Annotated in this window: 21 protein-coding genes; 11 read left to right on the forward strand and 10 right to left on the reverse strand. The window is 58.9% G+C overall.

The features are described 5' to 3' along the window. The first annotated feature begins 62 nt into the window (after positions 1 to 62). Complete coding sequence (locus ACJ8J1_RS19115) at positions 63 to 461, forward strand: DUF350 domain-containing protein (protein WP_015376394.1); 399 nt, start codon at positions 63 to 65, stop codon at positions 459 to 461. On the opposite strand, the gene ACJ8J1_RS19120 is transcribed toward ACJ8J1_RS19115, so the two are convergent. Together ACJ8J1_RS19120 and bsmA are read right to left on the reverse strand one after the other, a co-directional pair. Next, on the reverse strand, positions 458 to 733 hold the full coding sequence (locus ACJ8J1_RS19120) for a DUF1471 domain-containing protein (protein WP_025305027.1): 276 nt from the start codon (positions 731 to 733) through the stop codon (positions 458 to 460). The two genes, ACJ8J1_RS19115 and ACJ8J1_RS19120, sit on opposite strands and share 4 nt — an antisense overlap. 123 nt (positions 734 to 856) lie before the next feature. After that, positions 857 to 1165, reverse strand: a complete 309-nt coding sequence (gene bsmA / locus ACJ8J1_RS19125; RefSeq protein WP_033641629.1) for a biofilm peroxide resistance protein BsmA — start codon at positions 1163 to 1165, stop codon at positions 857 to 859. A 127-nt stretch (positions 1166 to 1292) separates the two neighbouring features. Between bsmA and yjfP the strand changes: the two genes are divergently transcribed. Continuing rightward, positions 1293 to 2045 (forward strand): esterase, encoded by a 753-nt coding sequence (gene yjfP / locus ACJ8J1_RS19130; protein ID WP_033641630.1) that lies wholly within the window; start codon positions 1293 to 1295, stop codon positions 2043 to 2045. Positions 2046 to 2169: 124 nt separating this feature from the next. Continuing rightward, positions 2170 to 2544, forward strand: coding sequence for a hypothetical protein (locus ACJ8J1_RS19135; RefSeq protein ID WP_033641632.1), 375 nt, complete (start codon positions 2170 to 2172; stop codon positions 2542 to 2544). Positions 2545 to 2643: 99 nt separating this feature from the next. On the opposite strand, the gene ACJ8J1_RS19140 is transcribed toward ACJ8J1_RS19135, so the two are convergent. Beyond that, the gene (locus ACJ8J1_RS19140) at positions 2644 to 2910 is read right to left on the reverse strand and encodes a DUF1471 domain-containing protein (protein ID WP_033638913.1); all 267 of its coding nucleotides are present in this window, start codon (positions 2908 to 2910) and stop codon (positions 2644 to 2646) included. Positions 2911 to 2920: 10 nt separating this feature from the next. Further along, positions 2921 to 3127: a hypothetical protein gene (locus ACJ8J1_RS19145; RefSeq protein WP_129993662.1), complete on the reverse strand. Its 207-nt coding sequence runs from the start codon at positions 3125 to 3127 to the stop codon at positions 2921 to 2923. 236 nt (positions 3128 to 3363) lie between these two features. Here ACJ8J1_RS19145 and rpsF point away from each other — a divergent pair, with 236 nt between their 5' ends. From rpsF to ACJ8J1_RS19170, 5 genes are all read left to right on the forward strand, one after another. Then, positions 3364 to 3762, forward strand: coding sequence for a 30S ribosomal protein S6 (gene rpsF / locus ACJ8J1_RS19150; protein WP_004933634.1), 399 nt, complete (start codon positions 3364 to 3366; stop codon positions 3760 to 3762). Between the two features lie 8 nt (positions 3763 to 3770). Further along, positions 3771 to 4088, forward strand: a complete 318-nt coding sequence (gene priB / locus ACJ8J1_RS19155; protein WP_049233092.1) for a primosomal replication protein N — start codon at positions 3771 to 3773, stop codon at positions 4086 to 4088. Between the two features lie 4 nt (positions 4089 to 4092). Beyond that, positions 4093 to 4320, forward strand: a complete 228-nt coding sequence (gene rpsR, locus ACJ8J1_RS19160) for a 30S ribosomal protein S18 (protein WP_000135199.1) — start codon at positions 4093 to 4095, stop codon at positions 4318 to 4320. Between the two features lie 39 nt (positions 4321 to 4359). After that, positions 4360 to 4812: a 50S ribosomal protein L9 gene (rplI, locus tag ACJ8J1_RS19165; RefSeq protein WP_004933629.1), complete on the forward strand. Its 453-nt coding sequence runs from the start codon at positions 4360 to 4362 to the stop codon at positions 4810 to 4812. 112 nt (positions 4813 to 4924) lie between these two features. Further along, positions 4925 to 5278 (forward strand): DUF488 domain-containing protein, encoded by a 354-nt coding sequence (locus ACJ8J1_RS19170; RefSeq protein ID WP_033641634.1) that lies wholly within the window; start codon positions 4925 to 4927, stop codon positions 5276 to 5278. A gap of 3 nt (positions 5279 to 5281) precedes the next feature. On the opposite strand, the gene ACJ8J1_RS19175 is transcribed toward ACJ8J1_RS19170, so the two are convergent. After that, positions 5282 to 5956: an OapA family protein gene (locus ACJ8J1_RS19175; protein ID WP_033641635.1), complete on the reverse strand. Its 675-nt coding sequence runs from the start codon at positions 5954 to 5956 to the stop codon at positions 5282 to 5284. Positions 5957 to 6223: 267 nt separating this feature from the next. Here ACJ8J1_RS19175 and fklB point away from each other — a divergent pair, with 267 nt between their 5' ends. Next, positions 6224 to 6844, forward strand: coding sequence for an FKBP-type peptidyl-prolyl cis-trans isomerase (fklB, locus tag ACJ8J1_RS19180; RefSeq protein ID WP_004933618.1), 621 nt, complete (start codon positions 6224 to 6226; stop codon positions 6842 to 6844). Between the two features lie 43 nt (positions 6845 to 6887). On the opposite strand, the gene ytfE is transcribed toward fklB, so the two are convergent. Continuing rightward, the gene (gene ytfE / locus ACJ8J1_RS19185; protein ID WP_033641636.1) at positions 6888 to 7553 is read right to left on the reverse strand and encodes an iron-sulfur cluster repair protein YtfE; all 666 of its coding nucleotides are present in this window, start codon (positions 7551 to 7553) and stop codon (positions 6888 to 6890) included. Positions 7554 to 7666: 113 nt separating this feature from the next. Continuing rightward, a complete protein-coding gene (locus tag ACJ8J1_RS19190; protein WP_033641637.1) occupies positions 7667 to 9619 on the reverse strand; it encodes a bifunctional 2',3'-cyclic-nucleotide 2'-phosphodiesterase/3'-nucleotidase in 1953 nt (650 codons plus the stop codon). Positions 9620 to 9874: 255 nt separating this feature from the next. Between ACJ8J1_RS19190 and cysQ the strand changes: the two genes are divergently transcribed. Next, on the forward strand, positions 9875 to 10615 hold the full coding sequence (cysQ, locus tag ACJ8J1_RS19195; RefSeq protein WP_033644177.1) for a 3'(2'),5'-bisphosphate nucleotidase CysQ: 741 nt from the start codon (positions 9875 to 9877) through the stop codon (positions 10613 to 10615). Position 10616: 1 nt separating this feature from the next. On the opposite strand, the gene ACJ8J1_RS19200 is transcribed toward cysQ, so the two are convergent. Further along, positions 10617 to 11174, reverse strand: a complete 558-nt coding sequence (locus ACJ8J1_RS19200) for a YtfJ family protein (protein WP_033641638.1) — start codon at positions 11172 to 11174, stop codon at positions 10617 to 10619. Between the two features lie 330 nt (positions 11175 to 11504). On the opposite strand from ACJ8J1_RS19200, the gene ACJ8J1_RS19205 reads away from it, so the two are divergent. After that, the gene (locus ACJ8J1_RS19205; RefSeq protein WP_033641639.1) at positions 11505 to 11711 is read left to right on the forward strand and encodes a DUF1107 domain-containing protein; all 207 of its coding nucleotides are present in this window, start codon (positions 11505 to 11507) and stop codon (positions 11709 to 11711) included. A 69-nt stretch (positions 11712 to 11780) separates the two neighbouring features. Here the strand turns inward: ACJ8J1_RS19205 and ACJ8J1_RS19210 are convergent, their stop codons facing one another. Together ACJ8J1_RS19210 and msrA are read right to left on the reverse strand one after the other, a co-directional pair. After that, the gene (locus ACJ8J1_RS19210) at positions 11781 to 13112 is read right to left on the reverse strand and encodes a hemolysin family protein (RefSeq protein WP_033641641.1); all 1332 of its coding nucleotides are present in this window, start codon (positions 13110 to 13112) and stop codon (positions 11781 to 11783) included. A 180-nt stretch (positions 13113 to 13292) separates the two neighbouring features. Next, a complete protein-coding gene (gene msrA, locus ACJ8J1_RS19215; protein ID WP_089195519.1) occupies positions 13293 to 13931 on the reverse strand; it encodes a peptide-methionine (S)-S-oxide reductase MsrA in 639 nt (212 codons plus the stop codon). Positions 13932 to 14152: the final 221 nt, after the last annotated feature.

The following is a 14152-nucleotide window of genomic DNA, read 5'->3' on the forward strand; positions in this document are numbered from 1 at the left end:
AAGGGTGGCGCGCGGCGGCGAAAACCTTTTTAATTCAGCCTCACTCTGACAGGAAAATGCACATGGATATTCTCAGCGCGTTGGCGGCGTTCGCCTCTTATTTCTTCAGCGGTTTCGCCATGATTTTGGTGTTTCTGTTCGTCTATACCCGCATCACTCCGCACGACGAATGGGCGCTGATCAAGGCCGATAATCAATCCGCCGCCTTTGCTTTCATCGGCGCTTGCCTGGGGTATGTGATCCCGTTGGCCAGCGCGGCGATCAACTCGATCAGCCTGCTGGATTACCTGCTGTGGGGCGTAGTGGCGCTGGTGGTGCAACTGCTGCTGTTCGCGGCCGTGAAGATCTACATGCCACGCATCAGCGACAAGATCGAAGCGAACCACCTGGCCGCCGGGATTTTCCTGGGGGGCGTCTCCGTCAGCGGCGGCGTGTTGAATGCGGCTTGCATGAGCTACTAAAGGTATAAGATGGCCGAGGCGCGCCAGCCAAGCGGGTGCGCCTGCTCTTCCATCCGCAGGATGCGGTAATAGCTGGCGCCGTGTTGGTCGGCGGTGCGGGCGATGGCCAGTTCCGCCTCCTGCGGTGAGCCGGGCAAATCGTTGAAGGTGATCTCGGCGATTTCACTGAGCGGCGTCACGCGATCGGCGGGCGCCAGCTCGGCGGACTGTGCGCCGGTGCTGAGCAATCCCATGGAAAGCAAGAGGGAGGTGAGTGCGGTGGAGCGTTTCATGGCGTTCCCCTTCGTCAGATCCTGAATCGACACCCGCAACATGCGGCATGCTGTCCCTCAGTGTGCAACACCCTTCTTCAGCCAGTGCAAAGCCAGTGTAAAGCTGCTTAAAAAATCCCCGCCTTAGCGATACAGGATCGCCTGGGAATACCATTGGCCCGGCACGACGGTTTCGCTGTTCATGATGATCATGTAATAACGGGCGCCGGCGGCGGTGGCCTTGCGTTGGATCTCCGCTTCCACGTCCATCGGGCTGCCGCGCACCACGGCGGTGACGGTGCCCATTTTCACCAGCTCGGCGGTCTGCGCGCGGACGATCTCCTGCGCCTTAGCGGTGGGGGGCGGCGGCGGTTTCGGCGTGGTGGTCATGATGCCGCAGGCGGAAAGCTGTGCGGCCAGCGTCAGGGTAATGAGTGTGCGGGCAATCGTCATGGTGACCTCGTAAGCGCCGGTGCGATGGCTTCAGTGTAACGCAATATAAGCTGTAACAGATTGAGCTAACGCTGCTTCGCGCAAGTTTGTCATGATGAATGCCAACAGGTGAGTTGAGGATGAACGGATGATCGAAATTCATGACGAGCGGGTTGGCGATATCGCGGTGATCCATGCGGTGCCGGCGGGGCAGTATCATCGGCCGCTGCCGACGGTGTTCTTCTGCCATGGCTATACCTCGTCGAAAGAGGTGTACGCTTATTTCGCCTATGCGCTGGCGCGCGCCGGTTTTCGGGCGGTGTTGCCGGATGCCGATCGGCACGGCGAGCGATTCGACGGCGATGAGGCGCGGCGCCTGGCGTCATTCTGGGAGATCCTGCGCAGCAATATCGATGAATTGCCGCAGATCAACGCGCATTTTGAGCGGCTTGGCCTGATCGCCGACGGCCGCATCGGCGTCGCCGGCGCCTCAATGGGCGGCATGACCGCGCTTGGCGCCTTCGCGCGCTTTCCGTGGATCCGTGCGGCCGCCAGCCTGATGGGTTCCGGCTATTACCGTGCGCTGGCGCAAACGCTGTATCCGCCGTTGGGCGAGACGGGCGAGGCGCTCTCGCCGGCGGCGTTTGCGGCGCGCACCGCCGTGCTGGCGGAGTATGAGCTGGAAGGACGTTTGGCGCAGATTGCAGGGCGGCCGCTGCTGCTGTGGCACGGCGAGACGGACGACGTGGTGCCGGCGGCGGACAGCCTGCGTTTGGCGGCTGAACTGCGGCAGCAAGGTGCGGACGGCCGTTTGACATCGCTCGTCGAGCCGGGCGTGAAGCATCGCATCACGCCGCTGGCGCTGTCCGCCACCACCGATTTCTTTCGCCGCGAATTGTAATGCGCCTCCGGGCGCGATGCGTGGAATTGCGGTGCTCTCTGTAGGCTGTTTCGGTCATTGTTTGACGCATGGCGGAGGAGAATGTCAGCGTGAATTCTTTCAGGGGCGGCAAGGAGCGGAGAGCATGATAAAGGGTATCAGCAATACGGCCGAGACAGCGCGCGGGCTGGCGGGAACGATGAAAGCGCGCGCCGATCTTAACTCAATGGCCTTCAGTGAGATGCTGGGGGCAGCCGACGGCAAGGCGCGGCAAAACAAGGCAAATCCGCTGTCGCGCATCACCGCGCATACGGTGCAAAACATGACGGCGCTGTTCGCCTCCGCGCCGAAAGCGGCGGCCGCGCAAACCGCGAAGGCCGGCTCGCTCTCCTTCGAGCAGCGGGCGACGCTGGAGGAAAGCGCCGAACTGCTGCAGGCACGGACAAACTATCTGCGGATGGCGCTGCAATTGCACAATCCGGGCAAGGCGTTCAGCGCGCCGACGTTGCTCAAACTGTGATGGGTGAGGAAGTGGAGCGCCCGACAGGCGGCGCTCCGGTGCGGACTGAACGGGCTTTCTGATGAAGCCCTGGGGATTTCCCTGGCGTGGCGCGTCTTTTTAACGGTACAGCTCGGCGCTGACGTGCATCGTGCTGTTGTCGCCCGGTTCGTGCAGGGCGATGATGCGATAAGAGCTTGCACCGCGTTGATCGGCGATTTTACTGACCTGGCTGCTGGCGTCATCCGGCGAGACCACGTTCTGGTTCAGGGTGACGAAGCCAACGCTCTGGCGTTGATCGGCCTGGTGCGAGGAGATCTCCGTCGCGGCCATCACGTTGGCGGAGAACAGGGCGGCAAGCGCCGTCGCGAGAATGATGCGTTTCATAGTGCCTCTCTTACTTTTTGCCGTTACGGCCTGACAGCGAGTGTCGCTGCGGCAAAAAGTCATTTATCTGCATTGAATAACCTGGAATCTTTTTCGTCGCGCTGTCTGCGGCGGATAAGGTTAATTTTAGTCGGTTGCGGCGGATTAAAAAGCGGGGCGTTTTGATGGCCTTTTTCAAAAAAAATGAAATAGATTTGTGACTCAGCGCTGATTTCATTGAAAGATTTTTGAAACTGATGGATTGGCGTACATAGGTTTCCCCGCCAGCAAATCGTGCTATTTCCCATACCCCCTCTCAATAACGCGAATAAAACCCACGCAGTCCTTGAGTTTCCCGCCCTGCGTCAGTATGATTACGCGTCATTTTTCAGCCGCACACTAAACACGTTCCTTGCTTCCATGGGCCGCGGTTGACCCTGACAGGAGGCTGAATAATCCGTAAGGAGCAATTCGATGCGTCATTACGAAATCGTTTTTATGGTCCATCCTGACCAAAGCGAACAGGTTCCGGGCATGATCGAGCGTTACAGTGCTACCATCACTAACGCGCAAGGTCAGATTCACCGTCTGGAAGACTGGGGCCGCCGTCAGCTGGCTTATCCGATCAACAAACTGCACAAAGCTCACTACGTTCTGCTGAACGTTGAAGCGCCGCAGGAAGCGATCGATGAGCTGGAAACTAACTTCCGCTTCAACGACGCCGTTATCCGCAGCATGGTTATGCGCGTTAAGCACGCGGTAACTGAAGCATCTCCGATGGTTAAAGCGAAAGACGAACGTCGTGGCGATCGCCGCGAAGACTTCGCTAACGAAACCGCAGATGATGCAGATGCTGGGGATTCTGAAGAGTAATTGCCGCCGTGACGGCTAATCGTCTGGTTTTGTCGGGCACTGTGTGCAAGGCGCCGGTTCGAAAAGTGAGTCCTTCCGGGATACCGCACTGCCAATTTGTGCTAGAGCACCGTTCGCAGCAGATGGAAGCCGGATTCAGCAGACAAGCATGGTGCCGAATGCCCGTGGTTGTCAGCGGACAACAGTCACAAGCACTAACTCAAAGATTAACGGTCGGCAGTCAGATTACCGTGCAAGGCTTTGTAAGCTGCCATCAAGGGCGCAACGGGCTGAGCAAATTGGTTCTGCATGCCGAGCAGATTGAATTGATAGATTCTGGAGACTAGCCAAATGGCACGTTATTTCCGTCGTCGCAAGTTCTGCCGTTTCACCGCGGAAGGCGTTCAAGAGATTGACTATAAAGACATCGCTACGCTGAAAAACTACATCACCGAAAGTGGTAAAATTGTACCGAGCCGTATCACCGGTACTCGTGCAAAATATCAGCGCCAGCTGGCCCGTGCTATCAAGCGCGCGCGCTACCTGTCTTTGTTGCCGTACACTGATCGTCATCAGTAATCGGCCACTGTCCATTAACGACTTTGAGAGGATAAGGTAATGCAAGTTATTCTGCTTGATAAAGTAGCAAACCTGGGCAGCCTGGGTGATCAAGTTAACGTTAAAGCGGGCTACGCTCGTAACTTCCTGGTACCACAGGGCAAAGCTGTTCCTGCTACCAAGAAAAACGTTGAGTTCTTCGAAGCACGCCGTGCTGAACTGGAAGCCAAACTGGCTGACGTTCTGGCTGCTGCTGAAGCTCGCGCAACCAAGATCAACGAACTGGGTTCAGTGACCATCGCTTCCAAATCTGGCGACGAAGGTAAACTGTTCGGCTCTATCGGCACCCGCGACATCGCTGACGCAGTGACTGCGGCAGGCGTTGAAGTTGCCAAGAGCGAAGTTCGTCTGCCGAACGGCGTTCTGCGTACCACTGGTGAGCACGAAGTGCACTTCCAGGTACACAGCGACGTGTTCGCACAGCTGAATGTAGTTGTGGTTGCAGAAGCGTAATTTACGCTGCTGTTAACCCGGTTAAAACGCCAGCCTCGCGCTGGCGTTTTGCTTTTCTGCGCCCGGCAAAACGCGCTACGCTAGAAGACGGGATGAAAAGGGAGAGCGTGTGATGGCAACGATTACGCTACAGCGGGTTTACGATTTCAGCGCGCCGGCGCCGGCGCATTGCTATCTGATAGACAGGCTATGGCCGCGCGGCATCAGCAAGGAGAGGCTGGCGGGCGTGCAGTGGTTGAAACAGGTGGCGCCGGATGACGAGCTGCGCAAGTGGTTCCATCAGCATACCGACCAGTGGGAAGCCTTCGAGGCGCGTTACCGCCAACAGCTGGCGGCCAACGACGCCTGGCAGCCGCTGGTGGCGCTGTTGCGGCAGGGGGAGGCGCTGACGCTGCTGTATGGCAGCAAAGATACCGCGCACAACCAGGGCGTGGTGCTGCGCGAGTTTCTGCTGGCGCAGCTTTAGCGATTAACGTTCCCGGCGGTAGCTGCCGTCGGCCTGGCGGCGGAACAGCGCCTGGCTGTTGTCCACGGTGGTGACCGACAGCGCGTTAATCACGCCGTTGGCGTCGCGTTCGATGCGCACTTCCTGACCGGCTTTCATGTTGCTCAGCGGCTTGTCGCCGCCTTCCACCTGCGCCATGGCGAACACCTCATTCACCGGCAGATTGTTGTCGCGAAACAGCTGGGCCAGCGTCTGGCCGGGCTGGATCTGATAACGCTGCCAGTTGCCCGCCGGCGTCGGTTCGTTGGCCGGCGTGGCGGCGCCACCGCCGTTTTGCAGCTCGGCCTGCAGCGGCACGCTGGTTTCTTGGTGGGAAACCGGGAACGGCTGTCTTTCGGGCGAGTAGGGCCACAGCAACGCCAGCAGCAGAATGATGCCGAAGATCAGCACCCAGCGACGGTGAAAGTAGGGCAGTGGTTCCATCCAATGGAAACCGTCCGGCAGATGCCAGACTTTGGCCAGCAGCGCTTTGACCCGCTGCATCTTGTCGTTGGCCGACGGCGGTTCCGATGGCGACTCCGCGTCTTCCTGCGTGGGTGCGGCGCCGGGTTTCAGGCGCTGGCTGATGTTCAGCCAGGTGCGCAGCAGCGGCTGGTAGATGCGGGTGGTTTTCCTTCTCCTGGGCGCGATTCTGCCCATGGTGACCTCTCTTCGACGGCGTAATAATAAGCGCGGCGCGGCAAGCGCGTCGCCTGCCCGATATCCTGCTTTCAGTATAGTCCGCTAACTGATTGAAGTGAAAGGCGGCTGAGCGGCAGGGCCGGAGTTTGCGGCTGCGGGCGTTAACAGAAGGTTATTGTTTCTTTTTCTACGACAAAAGTCATCATTCTCCACACAAGATTTTACCCGGCATTGACGCGCTGTTATGCTGCGCTTTCGACTTTTTACAGACTTAAGGAAAACCCCATGACAACCCCTTCTTTTGACAGCGTTGAAGCGCAAGCAAGTTACGGGATTGGTTTACAGGTCGGCCAGCAGCTGCAAGAGTCCGGGCTGGAAGGTTTGCAACCGGAAGCTTTGCTGGCGGGTCTGCGCGACGCGCTGGAAGGGAATGCCCCGGCGGTTCCGGTAGACGTGGTGCACCGTGCGCTGCGTGAAATCCACGAGCGTGCGGATGCGGTGCGCCGCGAGCGCCAGCAGGCGATGGCCGTTGAAGGCCAGAAATTCCTGGACGACAACGCCAAGCGCGACGACGTGACGCTGACCGAGTCTGGCCTGCAGTTCTCCGTACTGGAGCAGGGCAACGGCCCAATCCCGTCCCGTCAGGATCGCGTGCGTGTGCACTACACCGGCCGTCTGATCAACGGCGACGTGTTCGACAGCTCGGTTGAACGCGGCCAGCCGGCAGAATTCCCGGTCAGCGGCGTGATCCCAGGCTGGATCGAAGCGCTGACCCTGATGCCGGTCGGTTCCAAATGGCAGCTGTATATCCCGCACAACCTGGCCTACGGCGAGCGTGGCGCAGGCGCGTCCATCCCGCCGTTCAGCGCGCTGGTGTTCGACGTCGAGCTGCTGGAAATCCTGTAATCCCACCGAGGATTACTCTGGGCGCCTTCGTGGCGCCCTTATTTTATGCGCCGCTCAGCGCGCGCGGGAACAGCAGATTGTTTTCCAGGCTGATGTGCTCCATCAGATCGCCGATGAACTCATCGATGCCGTTATACAGCGCTCGCCAGGTGGTACAGGCGCCCTCCGGCGGCGTCACGTTATCGGTGAGGAATTTCACCACCTCCAATTGCTCACCCGCCTCGTCATGCTCGTGTTCCATCACCGAGATCGGTCCGGCGGCCTGCGGCCCCATGCCCTGCTTGATCAGCGGGAACAGGATCTGCTCCTCTTTCATCATGTGATCCTCCAGATCCAGACGGATCAGGTTCAGCTGCTTCGCCAGTCCGCGCGGGCAGGTGGGTTTGTCGCCATGCACGCGTTCGACTTTTTCCGCCATTAGCACCAGTTCGGACAACTGCTCGCGGTGCCGCTGATGAAAGCGCGGCAGAATGTAATCGATCACCTCACCGAGCGGCGCCGTGCGCCAGTCCCGACTGTGCGCCGGCGTGGCGGCCAGGGCGGCCAGTTCGTTTTCCAGTCTGTCGATATCCAGCCCTTTGCGCTCGGCGGCGCGTGCCAGCGATTGCCTGCCGCCGCAGCAGAAATCCAGCTGATGCTGGCGAAACAGGCGGGATGCCCGGGGAATGGCGATAGCGAGCGCGCCAAGGGATTGATTGCGGTAATCCATGGTAGTGCCTCTTTAAACGAAGGAATTTTATAACATGCATTTTAAATGCAATTTAATGGGCGCGCCAGCGGGAAAATAGAGGAGATGGCCGGGGGATTGCCCCGGCCTGGCGATTATTTCGCGCTTAAATCGATGCGATAGACCGCGAAACCGATATGGTCATGGCCTTCGGCGGTCATCGGGTATTGGGCGTGCTCCTTGATAAACGCCGTCGCTTTGTCCGATGGCGAGGTCTCGAAGCGGATATCCAGCGGCTGCTTGCTGCTGAAGTTAGCCAAACGCCAATTGTTGTCCGCCTGCGGGCGCACCGCGCCATGCCGCTGTGTTTCGGCGGTGATGTAGGCCGCCAGCACCGAGCGGTTTTCATCCGGCGAAGCGAAGGCGATATGTTTGTCGCCGGTGCCGGCAAACTTGCCGCCGTAGGCGCGGTAGTTGTTGGTGGCAACCAGGAAGGTGGCGTTCGGATCGATCGGCTTGCCGTTGAAGGTCAGCTGCTTGATGCGCTCCGCCTTAGCGTTGATCAGCTGGCATTCGCCGTCGTAGCGCGCCGGTTGGCTGACGTCGATCTGGTAGTTGACGCCGTCGATCACGTCGAAGTTATAGGTGCGGAAGCCGTCCCAGTTGATCAAGCCTTGCGGCTTGGCGCTGTTGACGTCGATCTGGTTGAACTGGCCGGCGGAGCACTCCAGCCACTCTTTCACCTCTTTGCCGCTGGCCTTCACCACTACCAGCGTATTGGGATAGAGATAGAGATCGGCGGCGTTGCGGAAGGTGAGCTGGCCTTTTTCCACTTCGACGAAGCTGGCGGGGTCGTTCTTGCGGCCGCCGACCTTGAACGGGGCCGCCGCGGACAGCACCGGCAGATCGGCCAGGTCCGGGTCGCCCTGGATGTAATGTTCGACGTAGGCCTTCTGCGCATTGTTGACGATCTGCACCGTCGGATCGTCCTGCACCAGCGCCAGGTAGCTGTACATGTTGCCGTCGGATTTACCGATCGGCTGGCTGACGAACTCGCGCGTGCCTTTGTGATCGTCCGCCAACACCTTCACCAGCGCGGCATCTTCCGCCGCCAGCGATTTCTTGTTCTCTTTGTCGTAGATCGGCCGTGCTTCCGCTTTGGCGGCGGTCACTTTCCAACTGCCGCCATCGTTGTTGAGCTGCAGATCGACCACGCCGAGATGGTCGCCCCATTGGCCCGGCATCACTGCCGGTACGCCATTCAGCAGGCCTTTGTCGATATCCGCGCCTTTGATGTTGGCGAAGTCCTTGCTCGGGAACACCGCGTGGGCGTGGCCGAACATGATGGCGTCGATGCCGGGCACCTGGCTGAGGTAATAGACCGAGTTTTCCGCCATCGCCTTGTAAGGCTCGCTGGACAACCCGGAATGCGGGATTGCCACCACCAGATCGGCGCCCTGTTTACGCATCTGCGGCACGTAGCGCTTGGCGGTGGCGGTGATGTCGTCCACCGTCACTTTGCCCTGCAGGTTGGCTTTGTCCCACACCAGGATCTGCGGCGGCACGAAGCCGATGTAGCCGATGCGCAGCGTATGCGCCTTGCCATCGCGATCCTTCACCGGGGTATCGACGATGATGTACGGCGTGAACAGCGGTTTTTGCGTTTTGGCGTCGATGACGTTGGCGTTGATGTACGGGAATTTGGCGCCGGCGATGGCGTTCTTCAGGTAGTCCAGCCCGTAGTTGAACTCATGGTTGCCGATGTTGCCGACCACATAGTCCAGCGTGTTCATCGCCTTATAGACCGGGTGCACGTCGCCCGGTTTCAGCCCTTTGGCCGCCATGTAATCGCCGAGCGGGCTGCCCTGAATGATGTCGCCGTTATCCACCAACACCGCGTTGGCGGCCTGCTGGCGCGCCTGTTGGATCAGGCTGGCGGTGCGCACCAGGCCGAACTTGTCGGTCGGCGTGTCCTTGTAGTAATCGAAGTCCATCATGTTGCTGTGCAGATCGGTGGTTTCCAGCACGCGCAGATCGACGGTGGCCGCCTGCGCCGAGGCGCACACCAGCAGCGCAAGCGCGGACAGCGTCAGTGGATGCTTCATCATTTGGGGTTCTCTCCATTCCATTATTCGAGTGTTATCGCAGAGGGAAATGTAATTAACATTGCTTGCCACAGTAAACTGTGAAGTGTGGCAGAAAACGGCGGCGGGTAACGCGGGGAAGTTCACAGTTGTGCCCAACAAGATCTGAGGAATTCCCGCGGCTTAGCCGGTTGAGATGGATATTCGGCGTAAAAAAAACTAGTCTGCTAGCAGAGACAGAGGGAAATTTCCCACGGAGATGCAGAGTTGAGGTGCATGATGTTAGAGCGAATTTGCCAACTGTCCCGCGAGGCGGGGGCGGCGATCATGGCGGTGTACGACGGTGAACAACCGCTTGATGTCGCACAGAAAAAAGATGACTCACCGGTGACGGCGGCCGATCTGGCGGCGCATCACATCATCAAGCGCGGCCTGGCGGCCCTGACGCCGGAGGTGCCGCTGCTGTCGGAAGAGGATCCGCCGGCGTGGGAAGAGCGCCGCAACTGGACGCGCTACTGGCTGGTCGATCCGCTGGACGGCACCAAAGAGTTCTTGCATCGCAATGGCGAGTTCACGGTCAATATCGCCCTGATTGAAGACGGGCAGGCGGTGATGGGCGTGGTGTACGCCCCGGCGATCGACGTGTTGTATCTGGCGGAGCGCGGCAAGGCCTGGAAAGAAGAGAAGGGCGTGCGGCAGGCGATCGGCGTCAGCAACGCGCATCCGCCGCTGGTGGTGGTGAGCCGCTCGCATATCGACGACGAATTGAAAGACTATCTGCAGCAGCTGGGCGAGCACCAGACCGTGTCCGTCGGTTCCTCACTGAAGTTCTGCCTGGTGGCGGAAGGCAAGGCGCAGCTCTATCCGCGCTTCGGGCCAACCAATATTTGGGATACCGCCGCAGGACACGCGGTGGCGGTGGCCGCCGGGGCGCAAATTCACGATTGGCAGGGCAAGCCGTTGCTCTATACCCCGCGTGAATCTTTCCTCAACCCCGGCTTCCGGGTTTCGCTGTTCTGAGTCAGTTCGCCAACAGCTGGTGCAGCTTGGACATCACCTGCTGCACCTCTTCCGGCGTCAGCGCGCCGTCTTTGGCGAACTGAATGCGCCCTTGCTTATCCAGCACCACGATGGCGGAACCTTTCGGCTGCAGATCCCAGGCTTTGCGCACGTTGCCGTCGCTGTCGACGATAAACTGCGACCACGGGAACTCTTTCTTGCTGTCTTCGATGCTGCTGCGCACGAACATGGCGGTGCCCATCAGGGCATCGTCGGTGTTGACGATTGTCGTCGTTTGGTAACGATCGTGTGGTAGCTTCGCCTTCTTAATCGCTTCAATCAGTGGGTCGTTCATGTCTTTGGCGGAGCTGCGGCCGGCAATGTGCTGTATCACCCGCACTTTTCCACTGAGCTGCGCGCTGTTCCAATTCTGGTAGCTAAAATTACCGTCAGCGTAATTGAGCTCTCCTTTATCGCTGACGCCAACCGGCGCCACGCGCTGTTGGAGCTGGAAGTTGTGCGCGGAAGCGAAAAGCGGGGCGAGCAGCAGGGTTACCATCAGCATGCGACTTGTTTTCATGCTTTCTCCTTGTAAATGGGGGAATTTGTGCGACAGCACTTCGACAGCCTAAAGCATAGGATGTGATAAGAGGTCTGTCCTGTTAACCGGATCGCAGTTTTTCCCTTGGTTCGCTAATCATCAGATTTTGAAGGGATATCCTGAAAACGTTATAAATCATCATATACAATTCTGTCAAAAAGTGTAAATCCAGTGCAGATCACCGGGCGGAAGTGAACGATCTGGTCTTTACTGGGTCTACTACATGCAATCAAGTTGCGTTCTGAATTTCGAGGCTGCCACCTTTGGCGGCTCGCTGAGCGCATGGATCAACGGGAGGAGCGTAAAAGAATGAGAATCTTCCAGCGTTATAACCCTTTGAAAGTGGCGAAGTACGTTAAGACCCTGTTTCGCGGAAGGCTGTATATCAAGGACGTGGGCGCATTTGAATTCGACGAGGGGAAAATCCTGCCGCCGAAGATTCGCGACAAGCGCCATTTCAGCGTGATGTCCGAAGTGAACCGCCAGGTGCTGCTGCTGCAGGCCGAGGTCGGCTGAACACGGCGCTGACAGCGGTAAAAAAATGCGGCCCCGATGGGGCCGCTGATGTTTTTGTCCTTCGCGCCGTCAGGCCGCAGGCGTGTCGTCCGGCGCTTTCGGCAGCACCGCCGCCGGTTTGTCGCTCAGTCGGGTGACCAGCAGCTGATCTATCTTGTAGCTGTCGATATCCACCACTTCGAACTTGTAGCCGGCGTATTTGACGAAGTCGGTGCGTTTCGGGATCTTGCGCAGCATGTACATCATAAAGCCGCCAATGGTTTCGTAGTTGCCCGCCTGCGGGAACTCGTCGATATCCAGCACGCGCATCACGTCGTCGATCGGCGTGCCGCCTTCAATCAGCCATGAGCTTTCGTCGCGCGCCACGATCTGCTCTTCCTGGCCCTGGCCGACCAGATCGCCCATCAGCGTGGTCATCACGTCGTTAAGGGTGATGATGCCCACCACCAACGCATATTCATTGAGGATCACCGCGAAGTCTTCGCCGGCAGTTTTGAAGCTTTCCAGCGCTTCGGACAGCGTCAACGTGTCCGGCACGATCAGCGCCGAGCGGATCTGCACGCCGCTGCTCAGCACCAGGCTCTGATTGCCCAGCACGCGGTTCAGCAGGTCTTTGGAATCGACGTAACCCACCACCTGATCGATATGGCCGTCGCACACCAGGAACTTGGAGTGCGGATGGGTCGAGACCTTTTCCTTGATGCTCTCTTCGCTTTCGCGCAGATCGAAGTACACCACGCTTTCGCGCGAGGTCATCGAAGACGGCACGGTGCGCGATTCCAGTTCGAACACGTTTTCAATCAGCTCGTGCTCCTGCTTGCGCAGCACGCCCGCCAGGGCACCGGCTTCCACCACCGCGTAGATGTCATCGGAGGTGATGTCGTCTTTACGCACCATCGGCAGCTTGAACATGCGGAAGATCAGGTTGGCCATGCCGTTGAAGAACCACACCAGCGGGCGGAAGATCATGATGGAGAAACGCATCGGGTTGATGATCCGGACGGCGACCGTCTCTGGTGCAATCATACCGATGCGCTTCGGGGTCAAATCGGCGAACAGGATAAACAGGCTGGTCACCAGCACGAAGGAGCAGATGAAGCTGACCTGTTCCGCCAGTTCGGGCGACAGGAAGCGAATAAAGAACTGTTGGAAGGTGCCGGAAAACGCCGCGTCGCCGACGATACCGCCGAGGATGGCCACGGCGTTCAGGCCGATCTGCACCACGGTGAAGAAGATGCCAGGGGTTTCTTGCAGTTTAAGCACTCTGGCGGCGTTGATGTTGCCTTCGTCCGCCATCAGCTTCAGTTTGATCTTGCGCGAGGCGGCCAGAGAGATTTCCGACAGTGAGAAAAACGCACTCACCGCGATCAGAAAAAGAATCAGTAAAATACTGTTTAACATAATCTATCCATACGTGCCGACGGGATGCCGGCGCTCTTGAGGAAGGGTAGTACATAGTAAAAAAAGCAGCGATAACAACCAGAAGGGAAGCTATCGGGCCGCAGAAGCGGCCCGTACAGTATAGCAGTTGCCCCACAGGGGCCGCCAGCGGTTAAAAAAGTGCCGCCGGCCGGCATCGGATCAGCCCTGCGGCGGCAGGCAAACGCCGATGCCGCCCAGCCCGCAGTAACCTTCCGGGTTTTTGAACAGGTACTGCTGGTGATCGTCTTCCGCATAATAGAACGGCAGCGCCGGCGCGATCTCGGTGGTGATGACGCGCTTGTCGCCCGCCGCCGCCATCGCCTGCTGGAAGCGTTGCAGGCTGCTTTCCGCCTCGGCCTGCTGCTCTGGGCTCAGCGTGTAAATCGCCGAGCGGTACTGCGTGCCGACGTCACCGCCCTGGCGCATGCCCTGCGCCGGATCGTGATTTTCCCAGAACACCTGCAGCAGCTGCTTGTAGCTGACGACCTGCGGATCGAACACCACGCGCACCACTTCGGCGTGGCCGGTCTGGCCGCTGCACACTTCGCGGTAGGTCGGGTTCGGCGTGTAGCCGCCGCTGTAGCCGGCGGCGGTGCTGTAGACGCCCGGCTGTTGCCAGAACAGACGCTCAACGCCCCAGAAACAGCCCATGGCGAAGATCGCCACTTCCATGCCGGCCGGCACCTGAGTCATCGAGTGTTCGGTGACGACGTTGAGCGTTGCGACAGGCATTGGCGTGGTGCGGCCAGGCAGCGCGCTTGCCTTATCGACGGTTTGTGATTTATCAAAAAATGGCACCACGGTTGACTCCTGTTGTCACAGTAAGAATTGACCCTACATGGCGGCGGTTCGGTTGTATCTCACCGCGTCTTTGCCCACAATAAGCGGCAAGTGGGATTTTGTATAAGCTTAACGCAGTATTTTGAGCGCCAAAAGTGAAGAATTCGCCTGTTGCGCGGCGGCAAAGCGCAGCGGGCGGCGTCCGGAAGAAGGTTGAAGAGGGCTGCCGTCATGATAGC

Source organism: Serratia sp. CY37869, from assembly GCF_052168895.1.
In the GTDB taxonomy this organism is placed as follows: domain Bacteria; phylum Pseudomonadota; class Gammaproteobacteria; order Enterobacterales; family Enterobacteriaceae; genus Serratia; species Serratia ureilytica.

What these genes read in the sequence shown, in the direction of transcription:
- ACJ8J1_RS19115 (WP_015376394.1), top strand. Translation starts at nt 63, where the DNA reads ATGGATATTCTCAGCGCGTTGGCGGCGTTCGCCTCTTATTTCTTCAGC.
- ACJ8J1_RS19120 (WP_025305027.1), bottom strand. Translation starts at nt 733, where the DNA reads ATGAAACGCTCCACCGCACTCACCTCCCTCTTGCTTTCCATGGGATTG.
- bsmA (WP_033641629.1), bottom strand. Translation starts at nt 1,165, where the DNA reads ATGACGATTGCCCGCACACTCATTACCCTGACGCTGGCCGCACAGCTT.
- yjfP (WP_033641630.1), top strand. Translation starts at nt 1,293, where the DNA reads ATGATCGAAATTCATGACGAGCGGGTTGGCGATATCGCGGTGATCCAT.
- ACJ8J1_RS19135 (WP_033641632.1), top strand. Translation starts at nt 2,170, where the DNA reads ATGATAAAGGGTATCAGCAATACGGCCGAGACAGCGCGCGGGCTGGCG.
- ACJ8J1_RS19140 (WP_033638913.1), bottom strand. Translation starts at nt 2,910, where the DNA reads ATGAAACGCATCATTCTCGCGACGGCGCTTGCCGCCCTGTTCTCCGCC.
- ACJ8J1_RS19145 (WP_129993662.1), bottom strand. Translation starts at nt 3,127, where the DNA reads ATGAAATCAGCGCTGAGTCACAAATCTATTTCATTTTTTTTGAAAAAG.
- rpsF (WP_004933634.1), top strand. Translation starts at nt 3,364, where the DNA reads ATGCGTCATTACGAAATCGTTTTTATGGTCCATCCTGACCAAAGCGAA.
- rpsR (WP_000135199.1), top strand. Translation starts at nt 4,093, where the DNA reads ATGGCACGTTATTTCCGTCGTCGCAAGTTCTGCCGTTTCACCGCGGAA.
- rplI (WP_004933629.1), top strand. Translation starts at nt 4,360, where the DNA reads ATGCAAGTTATTCTGCTTGATAAAGTAGCAAACCTGGGCAGCCTGGGT.
- ACJ8J1_RS19170 (WP_033641634.1), top strand. Translation starts at nt 4,925, where the DNA reads ATGGCAACGATTACGCTACAGCGGGTTTACGATTTCAGCGCGCCGGCG.
- ACJ8J1_RS19175 (WP_033641635.1), bottom strand. Translation starts at nt 5,956, where the DNA reads ATGGGCAGAATCGCGCCCAGGAGAAGGAAAACCACCCGCATCTACCAG.
- fklB (WP_004933618.1), top strand. Translation starts at nt 6,224, where the DNA reads ATGACAACCCCTTCTTTTGACAGCGTTGAAGCGCAAGCAAGTTACGGG.
- ytfE (WP_033641636.1), bottom strand. Translation starts at nt 7,553, where the DNA reads ATGGATTACCGCAATCAATCCCTTGGCGCGCTCGCTATCGCCATTCCC.
- ACJ8J1_RS19190 (WP_033641637.1), bottom strand. Translation starts at nt 9,619, where the DNA reads ATGATGAAGCATCCACTGACGCTGTCCGCGCTTGCGCTGCTGGTGTGC.
- cysQ (WP_033644177.1), top strand. Translation starts at nt 9,875, where the DNA reads ATGTTAGAGCGAATTTGCCAACTGTCCCGCGAGGCGGGGGCGGCGATC.
- ACJ8J1_RS19200 (WP_033641638.1), bottom strand. Translation starts at nt 11,174, where the DNA reads ATGAAAACAAGTCGCATGCTGATGGTAACCCTGCTGCTCGCCCCGCTT.
- ACJ8J1_RS19205 (WP_033641639.1), top strand. Translation starts at nt 11,505, where the DNA reads ATGAGAATCTTCCAGCGTTATAACCCTTTGAAAGTGGCGAAGTACGTT.
- ACJ8J1_RS19210 (WP_033641641.1), bottom strand. Translation starts at nt 13,112, where the DNA reads ATGTTAAACAGTATTTTACTGATTCTTTTTCTGATCGCGGTGAGTGCG.